16 protein-coding genes are annotated in these 20,396 nt (G+C 61.9%); 13 read left to right on the top strand and 3 right to left on the bottom strand.

All coding sequences use genetic code 11. The annotated features are described in order from the left end of the window. The first annotated feature begins 76 nt into the window (after positions 1 to 76). From J3364_RS05225 to J3364_RS05190, 8 genes are all read left to right on the top strand, one after another. Complete coding sequence (locus J3364_RS05225; protein WP_349557310.1) at positions 77 to 811, top strand: UTRA domain-containing protein; 735 nt, start codon at positions 77 to 79, stop codon at positions 809 to 811. A 145-nt stretch (positions 812 to 956) separates the two neighbouring features. Then, positions 957 to 2,186 carry an NAD(P)/FAD-dependent oxidoreductase gene (locus J3364_RS05220; RefSeq protein WP_349557308.1) on the top strand — a complete coding sequence of 410 codons (1,230 nt, stop codon included), beginning with the start codon at positions 957 to 959 and terminating at the stop codon, positions 2,184 to 2,186. Between the two features lie 16 nt (positions 2,187 to 2,202). Beyond that, positions 2,203 to 3,363, top strand: a complete 1,161-nt coding sequence (locus J3364_RS05215) for a 2-aminoethylphosphonate--pyruvate transaminase (RefSeq protein ID WP_349557306.1) — start codon at positions 2,203 to 2,205, stop codon at positions 3,361 to 3,363. A gap of 13 nt (positions 3,364 to 3,376) precedes the next feature. After that, complete coding sequence (gene phnX / locus J3364_RS05210; RefSeq protein WP_349557304.1) at positions 3,377 to 4,222, top strand: phosphonoacetaldehyde hydrolase; 846 nt, start codon at positions 3,377 to 3,379, stop codon at positions 4,220 to 4,222. A 165-nt stretch (positions 4,223 to 4,387) separates the two neighbouring features. After that, positions 4,388 to 5,407 carry a putative 2-aminoethylphosphonate ABC transporter substrate-binding protein gene (locus tag J3364_RS05205; protein ID WP_349557464.1) on the top strand — a complete coding sequence of 340 codons (1,020 nt, stop codon included), beginning with the start codon at positions 4,388 to 4,390 and terminating at the stop codon, positions 5,405 to 5,407. A 95-nt stretch (positions 5,408 to 5,502) separates the two neighbouring features. Continuing rightward, complete coding sequence (locus J3364_RS05200; protein ID WP_349557302.1) at positions 5,503 to 6,570, top strand: putative 2-aminoethylphosphonate ABC transporter ATP-binding protein; 1,068 nt, start codon at positions 5,503 to 5,505, stop codon at positions 6,568 to 6,570. Positions 6,571 to 6,620: 50 nt separating this feature from the next. Then, entirely contained in the window at positions 6,621 to 8,336 is a 1,716-nt protein-coding gene (locus J3364_RS05195) for a putative 2-aminoethylphosphonate ABC transporter permease subunit (RefSeq protein WP_349557300.1), read from the top strand. 28 nt (positions 8,337 to 8,364) lie between these two features. After that, a complete protein-coding gene (locus J3364_RS05190) occupies positions 8,365 to 9,270 on the top strand; it encodes an EamA family transporter (protein ID WP_349557298.1) in 906 nt (301 codons plus the stop codon). Positions 9,271 to 9,420: 150 nt separating this feature from the next. Here the strand turns inward: J3364_RS05190 and J3364_RS05185 are convergent, their stop codons facing one another. Together J3364_RS05185 and J3364_RS05180 are read right to left on the bottom strand one after the other, a co-directional pair. Then, complete coding sequence (locus tag J3364_RS05185; RefSeq protein WP_349557296.1) at positions 9,421 to 10,077, bottom strand: HAD family hydrolase; 657 nt, start codon at positions 10,075 to 10,077, stop codon at positions 9,421 to 9,423. Between the two features lie 74 nt (positions 10,078 to 10,151). After that, entirely contained in the window at positions 10,152 to 10,697 is a 546-nt protein-coding gene (locus J3364_RS05180) for an HD domain-containing protein (RefSeq protein ID WP_349557295.1), read from the bottom strand. Positions 10,698 to 10,772: 75 nt separating this feature from the next. Here J3364_RS05180 and J3364_RS05175 point away from each other — a divergent pair, with 75 nt between their 5' ends. Next, positions 10,773 to 12,248 (top strand): protein adenylyltransferase SelO, encoded by a 1,476-nt coding sequence (locus J3364_RS05175; RefSeq protein WP_349557463.1) that lies wholly within the window; start codon positions 10,773 to 10,775, stop codon positions 12,246 to 12,248. A gap of 26 nt (positions 12,249 to 12,274) precedes the next feature. Beyond that, positions 12,275 to 12,652: a SpoIIAA family protein gene (locus J3364_RS05170; RefSeq protein WP_203140654.1), complete on the top strand. Its 378-nt coding sequence runs from the start codon at positions 12,275 to 12,277 to the stop codon at positions 12,650 to 12,652. A gap of 417 nt (positions 12,653 to 13,069) precedes the next feature. On the opposite strand, the gene J3364_RS05165 is transcribed toward J3364_RS05170, so the two are convergent. Then, positions 13,070 to 14,584, bottom strand: a complete 1,515-nt coding sequence (locus J3364_RS05165) for a fumarate hydratase (RefSeq protein ID WP_203140653.1) — start codon at positions 14,582 to 14,584, stop codon at positions 13,070 to 13,072. A 324-nt stretch (positions 14,585 to 14,908) separates the two neighbouring features. On the opposite strand from J3364_RS05165, the gene J3364_RS05160 reads away from it, so the two are divergent. The 3 genes from J3364_RS05160 (at position 14,909) to J3364_RS05150 (ending at position 20,383) form a co-directional block, all read left to right on the top strand. Further along, on the top strand, positions 14,909 to 15,682 hold the full coding sequence (locus tag J3364_RS05160) for an enoyl-CoA hydratase (RefSeq protein WP_349557293.1): 774 nt from the start codon (positions 14,909 to 14,911) through the stop codon (positions 15,680 to 15,682). A 616-nt stretch (positions 15,683 to 16,298) separates the two neighbouring features. Beyond that, positions 16,299 to 19,037, top strand: coding sequence for an Ig-like domain-containing protein (locus J3364_RS05155; RefSeq protein WP_349557291.1), 2,739 nt, complete (start codon positions 16,299 to 16,301; stop codon positions 19,035 to 19,037). Positions 19,038 to 19,213: 176 nt separating this feature from the next. Then, entirely contained in the window at positions 19,214 to 20,383 is a 1,170-nt protein-coding gene (locus tag J3364_RS05150; RefSeq protein ID WP_349557289.1) for a GGDEF domain-containing protein, read from the top strand. The last annotated feature ends 13 nt before the right edge of the window (positions 20,384 to 20,396 follow it).

Below are 20,396 nucleotides of genomic sequence, written 5' to 3'. Positions count from 1 at the left end.
AAGCCATCTGATAGAATCCTGGTATCGACCAGTTCTACCCAACCGCACGTTTTACCCAACGGCATAAGGAACCGGCATGGCTGACGCCGCACCCACCGCGACGCGAATCCCGATTTACCTCAAGGTGCGGGACCATCTTGCCGATGACATCCAGTCCGGCAACCTGCCACCGCATACGCGCCTGCCGTCCGAGCGCGTGCTGGCCGAGTCCCACGACACGACCCGGGTGACCGCCCGCCTGGCCCTGTCGCAGCTGGAAGCCGAGGGCAAGATCTATCGCTCCAACCGCCGCGGCTGGTTCGTCTCGCCCGCTCGCCTGGTCTACAACCCGACCTACGATTACAGCTTCACCGATTACGTCTCGGCCCAGGGCCGCGAGCCGCGCACGGAGACCCTGGGCGTGGACCTGACGACCGTGTCCTCCTGGCTGGCCACCCGGACTGGCCTGGCTCCCGGACAATCCATCGTGCACCTGCGCCGACGGCGCTATATCGACGGACGGCCGGTCCTGGTGGAAAACATCTACCTTGACCCGGCCCGCCTGCCCGGCATCGAGCGGTTCGACTTCAACCGGTCCCTCTGGAAACTCCTGCGCGAGCGCTACGGCGTGGAGCTGACCCAGAAGCAGATCCAGATGTACCCGACGGCGCTGGTGGATCCCCAGGCCGAAGCTCTGTGCGTCAGTGCGGGCACCGCCGGCCTCTATGTGAACCGGCTCAGCCGAGACGGCAACGGCCGCTTCATCGAGTTCGATGAGGAATTCTGGCTGCACGACACCCTCTGCATCACCGTCGACGTCAACGCCTCCTGAGCCCGCACGGGCTCAGCCTTCTGTCTGCCCTTCCTCAAGCCCCCAAGCCCCGCCCTTTCTGTGAATCGTCACGGATTCGTCATCAAACGGTCATGTCCGCCTGAAAAACTGGTCTATACCAGATGAGCAACAACGGACAGGCAATATGCCCGCTTCAACTACCGACATCGCCATTATTGGCGGCGGCATCCTGGGATGCGCCATTGCCGACCGGCTGAGCGCCACACCCGGCCTCAGGGTTACAGTGATCGAACGCCACGGCCTGGGCGAGCAGACCACCAGTCACGCCGCCGCCCTCCTGACCCGGGCCCGTCCAAACCCGGCGATGGCGCGACTGGTTGGCGAAACCTTCGACACCATCGAGAGCCTGTCCGACGACAGCGGGAGCGCCCTGCCGCTGCGCAAGGTGGGCAGCCTCCACGTTGCTGAGAGTGACGACGGGCTCGATCAACTCACCGCCACGGCCCATCATGCCCGGAACCAGAACCTGACCCACGTCTGGATCGACGCCACCGAGGCCATGGCCCGTGCGCCCTGGCTGAACGTGAGCGCGGAGGCGCGCGCCCTGTGGTTCCCCGGTGACGGCTATATTGACCCTTACCAGCTCTGCCAGGCCTATGCCGCCCGGGCCCGAAACCGGAGAGCCCGCTTTCTCCTCGGGACAACCGTCACCGAAATCTGTCGCAACGGCCATCGGGTGAATGGACTCCAGCTCAGCACCGGCGATCGGCTCAACACTGATCAGGTTATCGACGCGGCCGGTCCCTGGAGCGTTGCACTGGCCAGCGCCATCGATGTCCCGCTGGCCATGGGCGCCGTGCGCAGCCATTACTGGATCACTGCCAAAGATGAGCGGGTTTACCGAGACGGCCCGATCACCATCCTGCCGGACAGCCGCAGCTACGCACGCCCGGAAGTCGGGGGACTGTTGTTTGGTCTGAGAGACCGGCAGGCCGTGTTTGCCAATCCCGGCGCCCTGCCCAACCACCTGAGCGGGTTCGCCTTTAATACCGACAGTGACGGCCAGGCCGCACTGCTGGAAGGCGCGCCCGAACTGGCCCGCCAGTGTCCGCTGATTGAATCCACGCCACTGGCCCATTACGTCAGCAACATTTCCAGCTACACCCCGGACGGCCGGCCGCTGCTGGGCACCTTGCCCGGCCTCGAAGGCTTTATGGCGGCTACCGGCTGTTCCGGGGCCGGAATCGGCCTGTCTGGCGGCATCGCCCGGTTGATCGCGGAGTTGGCCCTCAGGCAATCGCCTTTCGTCGACGCCTCCCCTTTCCGGCCCGACCGCTTCGGGCCGGTCAACCCTTTCGATCCCGCATTCCAGCACCGCTGTGCCCTGGCACGGGCGGACAAGCGCACCGGTTAAGCCAACGGAGTCCACCATGACCGACACGCCTCAACGCGACCCTTACCTCCTGACCCCGGGTCCCCTGACCACCAGCCTGACCGTCAAACAGGCCATGCTGCGGGACTGGGGATCCTGGGACGGTGACTTCAACACCATGACGGCCGACATCTGCGACCGGTTGCTGGCCATCGCCAATGCCCGCGACACGCACGTCTGCGTCCCGATGCAGGGCAGCGGCACGTTCTCGGTCGAAGCCACCCTGGGCACGCTGATCGACCCGGCCAGCCGCACCCTGGTGCTGATGAACGGCGCCTACGGCCAACGGATCGCCCGCATTCTCGACATCCTGGAGCGTCCGGTGATCACGCTGGACAAGGGTGACTACCAGCCGCCCCGGGGTGACGAGGTCGACCGAATCCTGCGTGACGATCCGTCCATCCGCCAGGTGGTCGTGGTTCATTGTGAGACCAGCTCCGGCATCCAGAATCCCGTCGAAGAGATTGCGGCAGTCTGCAAGCAACGCGGGCGAGATCTGATCATCGACAGCATGAGCGGCTTCGGCGCACTGCCGGTGGATGCCGCAACCTTGCCATTCACCGCACTGGTGTCGTCCGCCAACAAATGCTTCGAAGGCGTGCCCGGATTCGGTTTCGTGATCGTGCGGGAAGACCGCCTCGCCGACAGTGAAGGCCGCAGCCACAGCCTGTCCATGGACCTCTACGATCAGTGGCGCTATATGCAGCGCACCGGCCAGTGGCGCTACACGCCGCCCACCCATGTGGTTGCCGCGTTCCACCAGGCCCTGTGTGAACACCAGACCGAAGGTGGCGTGGCCGGGCGCCTGACCCGCTACCGGCGCAACCGTGACCGACTGGTGGCCGGCATGCGCGAACTGGGTTTCCAGACGCTGCTGGCCGACGCCTGGCTGTCACCGATCATCGTCACATTCCTCTCGCCGGATCACGCCGGCTTCGACTTCACGCGCTTCTACAACACCATCAAGGACCAGGGCTTCGTGATCTATCCGGGCAAGCTGACGGTGGCCGAAAGCTTCCGGATCGGCTGCATCGGCCAGCTTCACGACGCCCAGATTGACGCCGTCCTTATCGCCATCGCCGGTGCCTGCCGATCGCTCGATATTGCGCTTCCCGTACCCGCGCCGGCCGCCGCCCCCGACAACCTGATGACGGCCTGACCCAGGAGATATCATGTCTGCCCCGACCGTAAATTACCAATACCAACGCCGCTACACCGGCCCAATCCAGGCTGTGATCCTCGACCTCGCGGGCACCTGCGTGGACTACGGGTCAATGGCCCCGATCCAGGCCTTCCTGAGACTGTTCGAACAGGAGCGCATCGACCTGAGCGAGGCTGAGGCCCGGGCGCCGATGGGTACCGAGAAGCGCGAACACATCCGCCAACTGCTCGCCATACCCCGTATCCGCGACCAGTGGACGGCCCGGCACGGCCAGGCACCCGACGAAGACGACATCGAGCGCCTCTACCGGGCATTCGTCCCCCTGCAAACCGACACCATCGCCGGCCGCGCCACGCTGATTCCGGGTGCACTGGAGTTGCAGGCCTGGTGCCGGGACAACAACGTGCGCATGGGCACCAACACCGGCTACAACCGGGACATGGTCAGCGCCATGTTGCCGCACCTGACCCGACAGGGATTCGAACCGCAGAGCATCGTCTGCGCCACGGAAGTCCCTCAGGGTCGCCCGGCGCCGCACATGAGCCTGCAGAACGCACTGGAACTGGAGGCCACTGCCGTCCAGGGCTGTGTGAAAGTGGACGACACCGGCACCGGCATCGAGGAAGGACTCAACGCCGGCATGTGGACGGTGGCCGTGGTCGCCTCCGGCAATGCCATTGGTATGGACCAGACGGACTGGAACCGCCTCCTCGAATCAGAGCAGAGCGCACGCCTGGCCACGGCCAGACACCGAATGGCGATGACCGGCGCGCATTATGTAATTGATTCCATTGCCGAACTGCCCGCCGTTCTGGCGGCGATTGGCATTCGTCTGAGCCGCGGCGAGCGCCCCTGATGCATTGCCATGTGACGGTCACCAGACTGTCACGCCGCTGCAATCTGAAGACCCTAAGGTTAAAGACGCAATCTGGTATAGACCAAAAGCCGGATGCGGTTAGCGCAACACTCTGATGACTGAACTTTCTGACGCAATCCACGATTAAAGGAGCTCAACGTGACCCTGCTTAAATCCCTGCGACATTCCTTGGCCCTCGGCCTGTGCGCCCTCGCCGTAACCGCCCACGCGGAGACCGAGTTGACCGTCTACACCGCGGTGGAAGCCGAAGACCTGCAGAAGTATGCCCAGCGTTTCAACGAAGACCACCCGGACATCAAGATCAACTGGGTACGTGACTCCACCGGCGTCGTGACCGCCCGCCTGCTGGCCGAGAAAGACAACCCCCACGCGGACGTGATCTGGGGCCTGGCCGGCACCAGCCTGTTGCTGCTGAAGGGCGAAGGTATGCTGCAACCATACGCGCCCAAGGGCCTGGACAAGTTGTCCCCGAAATTCCGCGACAAGGACGCGACCCCGTCCTGGGTGGGTATGGACGCCTGGATGGCTGCCATCTGCGTCAACACCATCGAATCCGACAAACTGGGCCTGCCCATGCCCGCCAGCTGGCAGGACCTGACCAAGCCGGTCTACCGAGACCATGTCGTCATGCCCAACCCGAACTCTTCCGGCACCGGCTTCCTGGACGTGTCCGCCTGGCTGCAGATGATGGGCGAGAACGCCGGCTGGCAGTACATGGACGACCTGCACCAGAACATCGCCCGCTACACGCACTCCGGGTCCAAGCCCTGCAAGATGGCCGCTGCCGGTGAAACTCCGATCGGCGTTTCCTTCGCCTTCCGCGGTGCCCGCCTGAAGCAGAAAGGCGCGCCGCTGGAGGTGGTTTTCCCGAAAGAAGGTCTGGGCTGGGAAGTGGAAGCCACGGCCATCGTCAAGGGCACCAAGAAGATGGACGCCGCCAAGACCCTGGTGGACTGGTCCATCTCCCACAAGGCCATGGAAATGTACAACGAAGGCTACGCCATTGTCGGGATGCCCGGCGTCGCACAGCCAGTCGAGTATTTCCCGGCCAACGCCGACGAGCTGATCATCGACAACGACTTCGGCTGGGCCGCCAGCCACCGCGACGCCATCCTCGCCGAGTGGCAGCGGCGGTATGACGGCAAGTCAGAAGCCGCCGAATAAAGCCGCATGAAACGCGCCCTGCATCCGCAGGGCCTTTCCGCCTGTCTTCCCGCCCTCGAAGCCAGACGCAAGGGACTTACTCAGGAGAACACGCCATGAACCAGACCATCCAGGGCAGCCGCCTCGCGCTGCGCGATGTCGAGAAACATTTCGGGCATTTCTGTGCCCTCAAACAGATCGACCTGACCGTCGAACCCGGCGAGCTCGTCTGCTTCCTCGGCCCCTCGGGCTGCGGCAAGACCACTCTGCTCCGCATCATCGCGGGCCTGGAACAGCAGTCGGCCGGCACGCTCCAGCAGGGGGAGAGCGACATCTCCCACACGCCGCCCCGCGAGAGGGATTTCGGGATCGTGTTCCAGTCTTACGCTCTGTTCCCCAACATGACGGTGATCGACAACATCGCCTACGGCCTGCGCAGTATCGGCATGCCCCGCCAGGCCATCCGAGAACGCGTCGATGCGCTGCTGAACATGGTTGGCCTGGTGGACCACGCCCGCAAATACCCCGCCCAGCTGTCCGGCGGCCAGCAACAGCGTGTTGCCCTCGCCCGGGCCCTGGCACCGTCACCCGGCCTGTTGCTGCTGGACGAACCCCTGTCGGCCCTGGATGCCCAGGTCCGACAGCACCTTCGCGGTGAGATCCGACAACTGCAGAAGCAACTGGGCGTCACCACCATCATGGTCACCCACGACCAGGAAGAAGCGCTATCGATGGCGGACCGGGTGGTGGTCATGAACAACGGCGTCATCGAACAGGTGGGCACGCCGCTGGAAATCTACCAACAGCCGGCCTCTACGTTCGTAGCCGCTTTTATCGGCGCCATGAATTTCCTGGACGGTGCTGCCCTCGACACCCATCGCGTGCGCGTGGGCAATCACGACTTCTCGGTCCAGGCGCCCGTTGCCGAAGCGGACCGTCTCTGCCTGGCCATTCGTCCCGAGGATGTCCACCTGCTGCCGGTTGGCCAGGGCGACTGGAACGGTCGGGTCGTGGCGATGGATTACCTCGGTGCCTTTATCCGGACACGCGTGCAGTTGGAAGGGCTTGAGCCAACGTTACTGGTCGACGTCGATCCTCGATCCGCACGTCAGCTGGGCCTGGTCCCGGGGGCCGAGGTCTGCATCTCACTGCCGGCGGAAGCCCTGCACTGCTTCGCCGCCTGATCCATTTTCTGGTGTGGGCGGCCAAAACTGCCCACGGGGACTTCGATCCAATGCTTGAATCATCACTCAAAGTGGCCCCTCTCAGTCCAGCCGTCGAACGTCGGCGGACTTTCCGGCGCCCGGGCCTATTCACCGTCCTGTTGGGTGCTGGCTGCGGCGTCCTGTTCCTGCTCGTGCTGGCCCCGCTCTACTCGCTGCTCTCCAAAGCGGTGGAAAACCGCGACGGCGAGTTCGTGGGGCTGGCCAACTTCACCCACTACCTGCAGATGGGCGGTATCGAGTCCGCGTTCTTCAACTCGCTCTGGGTGTCGGCCCTGAGCATGGTGATCGTGGTCAGCCTGGCGTTCATGGCCGCCTGGGCCATTACCCGCACGCGGCTGCCCTGGACCGGCTGGATTCGAGGCGCGCTGGTGTTGCCGATCCTGGCCCCGTCGCTGCTGCCCGGTATCAGCCTCGTCTACCTGTTCGGCAACCAGGGCATCCTTAACAACTGGATGATGGGCGCCGATATCTACGGGCCGATCGGCATCGTCATGGGCTCGTGTTTCTGGACCTTTCCCCATGCGCTCATGATTCTGCTGACCGCCATGGAGAATGCCGACGGCCGCCACTACGAAGCCGCGACGGCGCTCAAGGCGAGCGGATGGCGTACCTTCTGGACGGTGACCGTGCCGGGCGCCCGTTATGGCCTGGTGAGCGCCGCCTTCGTGGTCTTTACGCTGGTGATCACCGATTTCGGCGTGCCGAAAGTCATTGGCGGTCAGTTCGATGTCTTGGCCACCGACATCTACAAACAGGTCATCGGACAACAGCACTTCGAAATGGGCGCTGTGGTCAGCATCCTGCTCCTGCTGCCGGCCCTGCTCGCGTTCGCCGCTGACCGCATCGTCCAGCGTAAACAGTCGGCCAGCCTCTCGGCCCGTTCGGCGCCCTACAAACCGCCCCACAACCCAGGTCGGGACTGGCTGGGCGCTGCAATGTTGACGCCGACGCTGGTCTTCATCGTCGCTATTATCGGTATGGCCATCTACGCCTCGCTGGTGACCTTCTGGCCCTACAACCTGAACCTGAGCTTCAGCAACTACCGTTTCGACCTGATGGACGGCGGTGGCTGGAGCGCCTACACCAACAGCCTGCTCATGGCCCTGGGCGCCATGGTACTGGGTACGGCGCTGGTATTCTTCAACGCCTGGCTGATGGAGCGAACGCCACAGTCGAAGACCATGGCTGGCCTGTTCCAGTTCTTTGCCCTGCTGCCCCTGGCGGTGCCGGGGCTGGTGCTGGGGCTGGCGTATATCTTCTTTTTCAACCACCCGGACAACCCGCTCAACGGCCTGTACGGCACGCTGCTGATCCTGATTCTGTGCACCGTGACGCACTTCTATGCGGTCTCGCACCTGACGGCGGTCACCGCCCTTAAACAGCTCGACAAGGAGTTCGAGGCGGTGGGCGAATCCCTCAAAGCTTCTCGCTGGCGCGTGCTGTTCACGGTGACCCTGCCGCTGTGCCTGCCGGCTATCCTCGATGTGGCGCTGTACCTGTTTGTCAATGCCATGACGACGGTCTCCGCCGTGGTTTTCCTGTACGGCCCGCACACCCAGCTGGCATCGGTGGCGGTGATGAGTATGGACGAGGCCGGCGACATCGCTCCGGCCGCCGCCATGGCGGTGATGATCATGCTGACCTGTGCCGGCGCGAAATTGCTGCAAGGCGCGCTGCGAGCCTGGCTGGACCGGGCGACCCGGGCCTGGCGGCGGGGCGCATGACCTTTTCTCGAATCTCCCGCCTCTTCAAATGAGCCTGTTTGCAATCGGGTTGGTGCTGCTCTCGGCACTGACCCACGCCGGCTGGAACCTGTTCGGCAAGAAAGTCAGTCCCGGTGGGGCCTTCTTCTGGCACAGCACCCTCTGGAGCGCCCTGCTGGCATTGCCACTCATTGGATTGAATATCGATGGCCTGGCCCGGTTATCAACGGAGACCTGGTGGCTGGTGGTGCTGACCGGTTTTTTCCAGGCGGTGTACCTGTCCTGCCTGGCGGCGGCCTATCGGCATGGTGAGCTATCCATCGTCTACCCGCTGGCCCGCTCCTCTCCCCTGCTGATCGTGCTGTTTGGTTCGGTCTTTCTCGGCACCGCTGAACGTATCTCCGCCTGGGCTGTGCTGGGCATCCTGCTGATCGTTGCCGGTTGCATCGTTCTGCCCATGCAGCACTTCCGCCAGCTGCGTTGGCGCAACTACCAGAACCTGGCCACGTTGTTTGCCCTCATCGCAGCCGCCGGCACAGCCGGTTACTCCATCGTCGACGATGCAGCCACCGGACTGATGCGCGAGCAATGGCCGACGCCGGACGCAGACGGTGATGTGGCGCTGGTGTACGTGGTGTTGCAGGCCTGGTCCGCGCTGGCCTGGCTGACGCTCTTCCTGCTGCCGTCGTCCGGCGAGCGGCGCGAACTGGTGTCGCTCTTCCGATATTGGCGCAGCACGGCCCTGACCGGCGTCATGATCATGGCCACCTACGCGCTCGTGATCTGGTCCATGGCCTATGCCGACGATGTCAGTTACGTGGTCGCCTTCCGGCAGGTGAGCATCCCGATCGGGGTGGCCATGGGTTGGCATTTTCTGGGGGAATCGCTGTATCGACCCAAAATAGTGGGTGTGGTCATTATCCTGCTGGGACTGATGATGGTGGTGCTTGGATAACGCGTCAGGCGAGCAGTCGAGTGCCGCTGTCCGGCGGCATGGGAACCGGTGGAGGGAGCGGCCGGTTTGACCGTGCATCCGGGGATGCGATACGGCGGCGGTACCGTGCCGAGGCCATCACGGCCCGCGCCAGATTGAGCTGGCGCAGCGTCATGCGGTAGCCACCTCATCCCTCAGCACGGCCCAGCCGGCGTTTACAGCATGCCGGGACAACCGGGCATCGGGATTCACCGCGACCGGCACGTCAGCGCGATTCAGCAGCGGCAGGTCGTTGTGGGAGTCGGAATAGAACCAGATCGGCGCCATGGCTTCACCGGCCAGCCAGCGTTCCAGGGCATCGATCTTGCCTTGCTGGAAGGGGCGCAGGCGGCCGATGGCGCCGGTCAGCCGATCCGCCTCCCAGAGCACTTCGACGCCCAGCGCGTCCTCGATGCCCAACACTCGGGCGATGGGTTTGACCAGGTGATCGCCGGTGGCGGAGATCACCAGCAACCGGTCACCCCGACCGCGGTGCCAGGCCACCCGTTCGACACCGGTCGCCAGGATGCGGGGCCGGATCTCCCGTTCGATAAAGTCGGCCACGACGGCGTCAAACCGCTCGCGCGACCAGCCGCAAACCGGCGCCAGGTTGCACTGCATGTAGGCATCCAGGTCCAGATCGCCCCGGTGATAGGCCGCCATGAAGCCCCGGTTGGGCTCAAGCAGCGTTTCCTCCGTCGCAAATCCTTCCCGGACCAGGTATTCGGCAAACAGGTGCGAGCTGTCGCCCGCAATCAGGGTCTCGTCAAGGTCGAAGATAGCAAGCACATCGGTTTCCTTTGGTATAGACCAACAGTTAAAACCAGGGATGTGACAGTTTGACGACAAGCTTGTGTCAGCCGCTACCATCGCAGCATCGGCAAAGGCGACAGCGGATGACGGCGTGCATGGGCAACACCGAGGCCAAACAGCAGGCGGCGGAATCCCAGCGAGGGAAACTGTTCCCGAATCTGGCGCCGGGAATCGGTCGGTATGCCGGCGATGCCGTAAAGCCCTGTCACATCGGCCCAGTCGGCCTTGCGAAAGGCATTGGCCAGGCGATCGTCCGATGGGCGGATCTTATGGTGATCATGGATGATCCGGCGCACCTGCCGCTGCTCCTCCTCCAGTGAGAGCCCGGTCAGGTCCGGATGCCGGGACAGCCATGCCGACGCCCGGTCCGCCGACGGCGTCAGGTAATCGAAGCTGCCATCCAGCCAGATCCCCACGTCATGACAAGCCGCCGCAACCTCCAGTAAACGCTGCTCGGTGTCGGTCAGATCGGGGCAGAGGCAGCGGGTCAGGTTGAAGACGCGATAGACGTGGTTCCGGTACGCGTCAGTGGCCGGTCCCAGCGTGTTCTGCCAGTTCTGGAAAAGCCGTTCGACAATGGGTAAATGGGTGTCCATCAATGGTCTGCTCCCCTGTGCAAATCTTATTGAAAGATGCACACTGGATTTAGAGTGAACAACTTAAATGGCGTGATGCAGCGATCACCCGAAGGAGGTCTTCTGACAGCCCTGAGCGTTGAAAACCGCTATATCCGACTTGCCGACCACTTCTACACCCGCATCCAGCCGACACCGCTCAAAGAGCCCAAACTGGTGCTCTTCAACGACGATCTGGCGGATGACATGGGGCTGGAACCGGGCGACCGCGAAGACTGGGCCCGCATCGGCGGCGGTCAGGCATTGCTGGACGGCATGGATCCGATCGCCATGAAGTACACCGGCCACCAGTTCGGCGCCTATAACCCGGACCTGGGCGATGGCCGCGGCCTGTTGATGTGGGAAACCACCGGCCCGAACGGCCGGCACTGGGACTGGCACCTCAAGGGCGCCGGCCTGACGCCCTATTCCCGCTTCGGGGACGGGCGCGCCGTATTGCGTTCGACCCTGCGTGAATACCTCTGCAGCGAGGCGATGCATTATCTGGGTATTCCCACCACCCGCGCCCTGTTCATGACCAGTGCCAAGGATCCCGTCATGCGGGAATCCATCGAAACCGCCGCGACACTGATGCGGGTCGCCGAAACCCACATCCGCTTCGGTCACTTCGAGTACACCGCCTATCACCAGGGCCCGGAAGCGACCCGCGAACTGCTGGACCACACCATCGCCCTGCACTTCCCGGAATTGCAGGACGAGCCCCTGCCCGACCGCTATCGCCTGTGGCTGGAAGAGGTGGTCCGGCGTACCGCGCGATTAGTCGCCCAGTGGCAGGCCGTCGGTTTCTGCCACGGCGTCATGAACTCCGACAACATGTCGATCATCGGCGATACCTTCGACTACGGGCCTTATGCGTTCCTCGACGATTTCGACGCTGGCTACATCTGCAACCACACCGACCAGGGCGGCCGCTACGCCTACAACCGTCAGCCCCAGATCGGCTTTATCAACTGCCAGTTCCTGGCCCAGTCGCTGGTCCATGTGATGGACGAGGACGACCTGCGGCGGGCCCTGCGGTGCTATGAAACGACTTACAACAGCACGTTCGAATCGCTGATGAAGCAAAAGCTCGGACTGGAGCAGGATGCCGAGGGCGATATGTCCCTGATTATGGACCTGTTCAGCATGCTCCACGAGCATCATATCGACTACACCCTGTTCTTCCGGGGCCTGTCGACACGGGCAACCCGGGGCAATGCGCCGGTGCGGGACCTGTTCGTGGATCGGACCGTCGCCGACGGCTGGCTGACGCGCTACGACACCCGGCTGGCGCAGGAAACGCGCTCACCGGAACAGCGGGACCAGGCCATGTGCACTGTCAATCCCAAGTACATCCTGCGCAACTATCTGGCCCAGCAGGCCATTCAAGACGCGCAGACCGGCCAATACGACACCGCCCGCAAGTTGATGGAGGTGCTGAAAAACCCTTACGACGAGCAGCCGGAGAACGAGCACTATGCGGCCCTGCCACCAGATTGGGGCAAGCATCTGGAAATCAGCTGTTCATCCTGACGAAACGACCGAGGGGGAGCACAAAGATGGCAACGGAATATGTGGAATACCCGGAACAGAAAACGGTGGAGATACGCGTTGAAGGCCGTGTCTCCGCTGAGGATTTTGAGCAGATTGCCGGCCACATGGAGGCGTTCATCCAGCAGCACGGCAAGGTCAAACTGATCGAGGTGGTACGGGATTTCGACGGTTTTGACCTGTCGATCCTCAAGGACGCCATCCGGTTCGACCGCAAGCACCTCAAGGACTTCACCCATTGCGCCGTGGTCTCGGACTCCGGCTGGATCGGCCCCTTTGCCCGGTTCATGTCGCGGTTTCTGGACATGGAGCTGCGGGTGTTCCGGATGGATGAGGTGGAAAAGGCGCGCGAGTGGCTGGCCGGACCAGACAACTCGAGCATGTAGCAGACGCTTCAGAGGATGTTGCAAGGGTTTAAGGGGTAGGTTGGGCTGACGCAGGAAGCCCAACAATGGGCGGGCACCGAACGCCCTCGTTATTGCGGACATGCTTGGTGCATAGGCTCTCAAAAATCGGCCGGGCGACCATGGGGATGAAATTGACCGTAAACCCGGCTTGTTGGGCTTCCTGCGTCAGCCCAACCTACTTCGGAGAACATCGAAAAGGTCCGTTCGAAACCAATGCATGCCATCGCTGGCGCAGAGGACAGGATGTCCTCGTCGCATAAGCGGCCATGGACGGCCCTCTTAGGCGACCGAAGCGATGGCGTTCATTGGTTCAGACGCCCAAGTCATGCCGTTAGAAGCTCAAACAAAAACGGAGCCTCGAAAGGCCCCGTTTCTGCAGTCAGTGGATCGCCGAGATCAAACTGCCTTTGCGGCAATGATCTTCTCATGCCACTCGACCGGACCGGTCTGGTGCACGGAGCTGCCCTTGGAATCGACCGCCACGGTCACCGGCATGTCTTCCACCTCGAACTCGTAGATGGCTTCCATACCCAGCTCTTCGAAGGCCACGACTTCGGCCTTCTTGATCGCCTTGGAAACGAGATAGGCGGAGCCGCCCACGGCCATCAGGTAAACCGCACCGAATTCCTTGATGGCATCGATCGCCACCTGGCCACGCTCGGCTTTACCGATCATGCCGGTCAGGCCGGTCTTCTCCAGCATGGTGTGGGTGAACTTGTCCATCCGGGTGGCCGTGGTCGGACCCGCGGGCCCAACCACCTCTTCACGGACCGGATCAACCGGGCCCACGTAATAGATGAAGCGGCCTTTCAGATCGACCGGCAGCTCTTCGCCCTTCTCGATCATATCGACCATCTTCTTGTGGGCGGCGTCACGGCCAGTCAGCATCTTGCCGGAGAGCAGCACGGTTTCGCCCGGTTTCCAGTCGCGCACTTCTTCCGGCGTGACCGTGTCCAAATTGACGCGACGCACGTTCTCACCCACTTCCCAGGTGATTTCCGGCCAGTCGTCCAGGCTCGGCGGGGTCTGCAGGGAGGCGCCGGAGCCGTCCAGCACGAAGTGGGCGTGACGGGTCGCGGCACAGTTCGGGATGATCGCCACCGGCTTGTTGGCGGCGTGGGTCGGGTAATCCTTCACCTTCACATCCAGAACGGTGGTCAAACCACCCAGACCCTGGGCGCCGATACCCAACTCATTGACCTTGTCGAACAGCTCCAGACGCAGCTCTTCCGAGCGATTGGACGCGCCGCGGGCCTGCAGGTCGTGGATGTCGATCGGATCCAGCAGCGATTCTTTCGCCAGCTCCATTGCCTTCTCGGCCGTACCGCCAATGCCGATGCCCAGCATGCCCGGCGGGCACCAGCCCGCGCCCATCTGCGGGATCATCTTCAGCACCCACTCAACCACCGAATCCGACGGGTTCAACATGGCGAACTTGGACTTGGCCTCGGATCCGCCGCCTTTCGCGGCTACGTGAACCTCCACCTTGTCACCCGGCACCAGCTTGTGATGGATCACCGCCGGCGTATTGTCCTTGGTGTTCTGGCGCTTGCCGTCCGGATCCGCCAGCACGGAGGCCCGCAGAACGTTGTCAGGATGGGTGTAGGCCCGGCGCACGCCCTCATTGACCATGTCGTCCAGGGACATCTCGGCGTCCCACTGCACGTCCATACCCACTTCAACAAACACAGTCACGATGCCTGTATCCTGGCAGATCGGGCGCTTGCCCTGGGCGCACATCCGCGAGTTGATCAGGATCTGCGCCATGGCGTCCTTGGCCGCCTGGGACTCTTCCTTCTGATAGGCCTCGTAAACAGCCTGGATGAAATCCTTCGGGTGATAGTAGGAGATGAACTGCAGTGCGTCGGCAACGCTTTCGATCAGGTCGTCCTGGCGAATTACTGTGGTCATATCGGCTCTCATCAGTTGGAAGGTGCGCAGTAACGCATTGATCCGGGAGGGCAATGCCCTGCCATGGCTGGTTGTGACGCGACACCTGCTCAGTGGTTCTGCGGTCGGCACGGGCTCAGGCGGCACGGCCGGCCCGGTTCGACACTGGAAAAGTGCGCCACAGTTTACCCGATTCAGCGGCAGGAATCAGCGCCCGGGCTCTTTCCGGTCATGGCCGTCCCCACCTGGCGGATTGAAATCGAATCGGGCAATCCGGTTGCATTGAGAGACCAAACCCGGCTTTAATCGCCCCACATCACAGAGAACAACCATCAGGAGACCCCCGTGACCGACTTTATCCAGACCGAACGTCACGACGGCGTGCTGATCATTCGCATCAACCGTCCCGAGCGCAAGAACGCCCTGACCCACGCCATGTACACCGGCCTCGCCGATGCCCTGGGAGACGCCGAAACAGACGCCTCCATCCGGTGCTCGCTAATCACGGGCAGCGACGAATGCTTCACCGCCGGCAATGACCTCAGTGATTTCGCGGCTGGCCTGCCGGGCGAGTTTGAGACCACCCCCGTGGGCCGCTTCCTGTTCGCCCTCGCCAACGCCACCAAACCGGTTGTGGCGGCGGTCAACGGGCCGGCCGTCGGCATCGGCACCACCCTGCTGTTGCACTGCGACCTGGTCTTCGCCGGCACCAACACGCGGTTCCAGATGCCATTCGCCAACCTGGGGCTCTGCCCGGAAGGCGCCTCCAGCCTGCTGCTGCCCCTGTGGCTGGGACGGGCCAGAGCCAGCGAACTGCTGATGCTGGGCACGCCCTTTGACGCCGACAAGGCAGATCGCCTGGGCCTGCTCAACCGGATCTGCGAGCCCGGACAGACCGAATCGGAGGCCATCGCCGCCTGCCAGCAACTGGCGGCGCAGCCACCGGCCGCCATTCGGGCAACCAAGGCCCTACTCACTCGCCCCAACCGCGATGCCGTCCGTGAAACGATGCTGGCGGAAGGCGAGCTGTTCGGCGAGCGCCTGAAATCCGCCGAGGCGACCGAAGCCTTCACCGCCTTCCAGGAAAAACGCAAGCCGGACTTCAGCCAGTTCGACTGAGTCAACGCCGGCATGGCGGTGCCTGCCGCGTGAAAGATGCCGCAGAACGGGGTCCCGATACTCGACAGTATCCGGACCCCGTTCTATTTTTCATAAAGGCCCGCGTTGGGGAGTCTCTGGTTAACACCTGAGTCGTCTCTGCGCGCTCTGAAGACTGCTGATGCAAGTGATGCGGCACACCGACGCGGTTCGTAGTGAATGGCAGTAGCCCTTTCAAGAACCGCAACGCCGCAGATGCAGTCTTCAGAGCGCGCCCTACGGGGCATTCAGAGCGATCCACACTCTGCGTTGCGACTTTTTGAAAGGTGGACACATTCCTGCAAAGTCGCGCCTTGATTGTGAATCGCTCTGAAAGCCAGAGGCGACTCAGGAGTTAACCAGAGACTCCCTGGCTCAGAATCACACTTTAGAGCGATCAACAGGTTTCTGTTTCTTCCGATATAGTCAGACTGATAGAAACCACTGGTGTGCTCGCACCAGAGCGCTGGCAGGAGGGCGGTCGATCGCACCTCCGCAGGTTTTCAGACAAGAATTGGTGACTGACCGAGGGCAACCGGGCCAACCGGAGCGGTCAGTACCGACAATAACGACACAACAACAGGAATAGGTTCCATCCATGTTTAGAAAAACGCTAATAAGCCTTGCCGTAGCGTCGACTTTTGGCCTTTCCGGCTGTCTGAGTGACGGTTCCGACAACAAAAACGCCAATCCGGATTACAAGATCAGCAACCCGGACTTCGACGGCAAGACATGGCCGATTTTCAATCCGCTGACCAGTGAACTGCCGATCCCCAACGACCTGATCTTCGATTCAGAGCAGGGTGACGGCACATTCGGCGTTGCCGATTCCTCGCCCCCCGTGACGACGGCACTGAACGAGCTGAGCGGTGCGTCGACGGTTGCACCGGCGGTGGTTCAGCTGAATGGCAAGGTGGATCCGTCAACCGTTAATGCAAACACCGTATTTCTGCTCGAACTGGAATACGCCAGTGGCGATCCGGTTCAGGGCCTGAGCAATGGCGAGCCGCCCACCGTAGCGGGTGCGGCCGATGTCCGTGCCGACGTGGAAACACTGGATGGCACATCCGCAATCCGCATTCTGCCACTGGAACCGCTGCAGCCGCGTAAGCGCTACATCGTCGCTGTGACCACTGGCGTGAAGGACCTCAATGGCGACAGCATTGTGGCCTCCCCGTCCTACCAGAGCCTGACTGATGCTGAGCAGCCTCTGGGCAACGCGGCCCTGGCGCCAGTGCGCACACTGATCAACAGCCTCTGGGAGCCCACCATCACGGCCGCTACCGGTGGCGCTGTGACTGAAGACAACCTGGCACTGAGCTACAGCTTCACGACTTCCAACGATGAGAAGGTGCTGCAGTATATTGCAGAGCCGGGTTCCTGGTTTGCAGATCAGGTTGAGACCTATGTGAAGGTATCTGCGGCGAAGTCAGCCGTCGAAGGTGGCGCGACAAGCTATGCGCAAGTCAAGCCAGCCGTTGATGGCGCCGTTGGCGCATTCCCCAATATCCCGCTGGGAGATGGCTCTACGATCGCCGATAAACTGGCGACCGTTTTTGGAAGCGGTGCGCCCTGTGATGGCGTCGCAGCTGGCCAGGACTCCATCGACTGTGCCGGCGTTGCACTGGCCTCCAATTTTATCAACGTGTTGCCTACTCCGGTTTCCGGCGTCAATCGTTCAGCCAACGACTTCAGCATGGACGCAGCCGCAACACCCGTTGGACTGGTATCGGCCGTTGCCGGCAAGATTACTGGATCAAGTGGCGTACTGGCTGCCCAGGGCACTCTGGAACTGCCCTACTACCTGGGCACAACCGCAAGCACCGTGGCGACAGATCACTGGGAAGCAGACAGCGGTCTGGCCGCTGGTCTGAACAGTGCGTTTGCCAGCATTGGCCTGTCTCTGCCTCAGGCAGATCCGACCGTATCAACAGCAGTGAACTATATCTTCCCGTTCCCGGAAGAAACGAAAACGGTTGATGTGCCGGTGCTTGCGCTCTATCCGGCTTCCGGTGCCCCCAAGGGCATCGTGATGTACCAGCACGGCATTACCACTGACCGCAGTGCAGCGCTGACCTTCGGTACCGCGTTGGCCGCGCAGGGCTATGCCGTCATTGCGATTGATCAGCCGCTGCACGGTGTGGCAGCGTTCACCGATGCAGAGCAGCGGGCGCTGGCGGACCAGTTGCTGACTGGCGCGGGCTTGACTGTCAATGACACCAATCGCAGTGCTCTGCTTGCGGGTCAACTGTCTGATGGACTTCTCCAGCAACTGATCACGGCGGGGTGCCCGGGCCTGAGCTCCGACACGGATACCGCAAAGCTGCAGGTTATTGGTGGTGCTTGCGACGGAACCGTATCTGGTTCCTCTGATCAGATGGCAGGTCTAGTATCGATTGAGAATACCGCTGCCAACGCAGGCAGCACCATCCCGGGTCTCGCACCGATGATTGGTAATGAGCGCCACTTTGGCCTCTACGCCGAATCTCCCAGTACACCCGCTGCAATCGACTATGATGCAGGCGTTGGCGATTCCGGCAGCCTGTATATCAACCTGACCAGCTTCCTGACCACTCGCGACAACGGTCGTCAGAGCGCTGTGGACCAGATGAACCTGCGGGCCAGCCTGCCGGGCCTGACCCTGCCGGATACAACCGGTGCAGATCGTTTCACGATCTCTCCGGCTGATCCGTTCTACTTCGTAGGTCATTCACTGGGCACGATCACAGGGACTCCATTCCTGGCCAGCGTCAATGCCAACCAACTGGCGGCAACGGTCGTCAATGCTGACGGCTCCACCGCCGTCCCATCCGCCTTTAACGACATCAAGGCGGCCAGCCTGCTGACCCCGGGCGGTGGCATTGTTCGCCTGCTGGAGAACTCTCCGACATTCGCACCGCGCATCCTTCTGGGCCTTCAGAGTTCAGCCGGTCTGGAACAGGGTGACGCCAACCTGGAGACCTACTTCAACGTCTTCCAGGCGACTGTAGACACCGCGGACCCGATCAACTTCGTAGACAACTTTGACGATCCGTCGATTATCAAACTCTCCGAAGTGAAGGGCGACACCGTTATCCCGAACGCGGCTGACGAAGATCAGTGGGGCATCCCGGCACTGAACAAGACGTTCACGCCTTCGGAAACCGGCCTGCCGGTTAACGTCACAGTGGACAGCTTCAGCGCACCGTTGGCCGGTGGCGAACCGCTTACCCTGGGTCTGACGAACATCACGCGTTACGACACGGGTAGCCACGGCACCCCTGTCTCTGCGGATCCGGTCGATGTCTTCACCGGCATGGTTACCGATACAGTGACCCTGTTCATGAGCAACCCATAACAGACACAGCCTTTCAAGCTGGCTGATCCGATAAGCCCCCAACTCCGGTTGGGGGCTTTTTTGTTCCTTTGACGCACCGGCTTGCACAAGTCATTCAAGCCCACGCATCCAACTCGCATTTCAACTACGCTGGCATTATCGATTTCCAACCCGTTTTGATGTGTCGGACGCAGTTCATGACCGTTGAGAGCCATACCGCAACCGTCAGCACTGAACAGAAACAGATTCGGGACCAGCGCCTTCGTAAACGTCGACTGGGCATGTCGTTTGTCTCCTACCAGGGCACGCTGGTCATTGTTGTTCTGTGCTGGCTCGCCGGCCTTTTGCCCGGAAAGGTAGTGGTCGAATTCTTTATTTTGGCCGCTCTGATTAACGGCGCTTTCTTCTTGCTCATCCGGCACGACATCAACCTGCGCTTTCGAGATCCGAGCATGACCTGCCCGCAGATGGTGGCCTCCCTCCTGCCCCCAATCTGGGTGATGTATTTTCTGGAAGTCGCCCAGGCCCGGACCATCTTCCTGTTAATAGCCATCGTGCCGGCCCTGTACGGCATCCTGGCGTTGCGGACCCGTCAATTTCTTTGTGTTGCCGCTGCCTATCTTGTGCTTTATGGCGGGCTGGTTGCGGCCATCTGGCTGACGCGACCAACGCTGATCATGCAGAAGCTCTCGGTTGAACTGATCCAGGTGCTGGCCTTCGCACTGGTCATGGGTCAGATTGCCATCATCGGCGGCTATATCAGCGGGCTGAGAAACAAAGTACGCAAGCGCAATCAGGAACTTCAGTCCGCCATGCAACAGATCCGGGAGCTGGCCAATATCGACGAATTGACCGGCATTGCCAATCGGCGACGTCTGACTGATGCGTTTAGCGATGAGATAAGTCGAAGCCGACGTAGCGGGTCACCACTGAGCATTGCCTTGTTGGACATCGATCACTTCAAACGGATCAATGACCAATTTGGCCATCCAACGGGCGACGCCGTTCTCAAGCACATCGCCCGAACGATCAGGGAGAGCCTGCGGGAAACCGATTGTTTCGGCCGGTACGGCGGCGAGGAATTCCTGATGATTCTTCCGCAAACGGATCTGAACGGCGCCCGCGTAAAAGCGGAGAGGACATGCCGACTCCTTCGCGAACTCGGCTGCGACCGAATTCACCCGGGCCTGCGAATCTCGACATCGATTGGCGTTGCCCAGTTCCGGAACGGTGAATCCTCGCATGAGACCGTTCAACGGGCCGATAAAGCCCTCTACATGGCAAAGACCACAGGGCGTGACAAAGTGGTCGACGAGCTCGACACAGCCGCCTCAATGGATCAGCCAGCAGAAAGTCGTCACTCCTGATCGTGCCCGAGCA

Source organism: Marinobacter sp. NFXS9, from assembly GCF_040148665.1.
Lineage (GTDB): Bacteria > Pseudomonadota > Gammaproteobacteria > Pseudomonadales > Oleiphilaceae > Marinobacter_A > Marinobacter_A mangrovi.
This window is presented reverse-complemented; position numbering and strand designations above follow the sequence as displayed.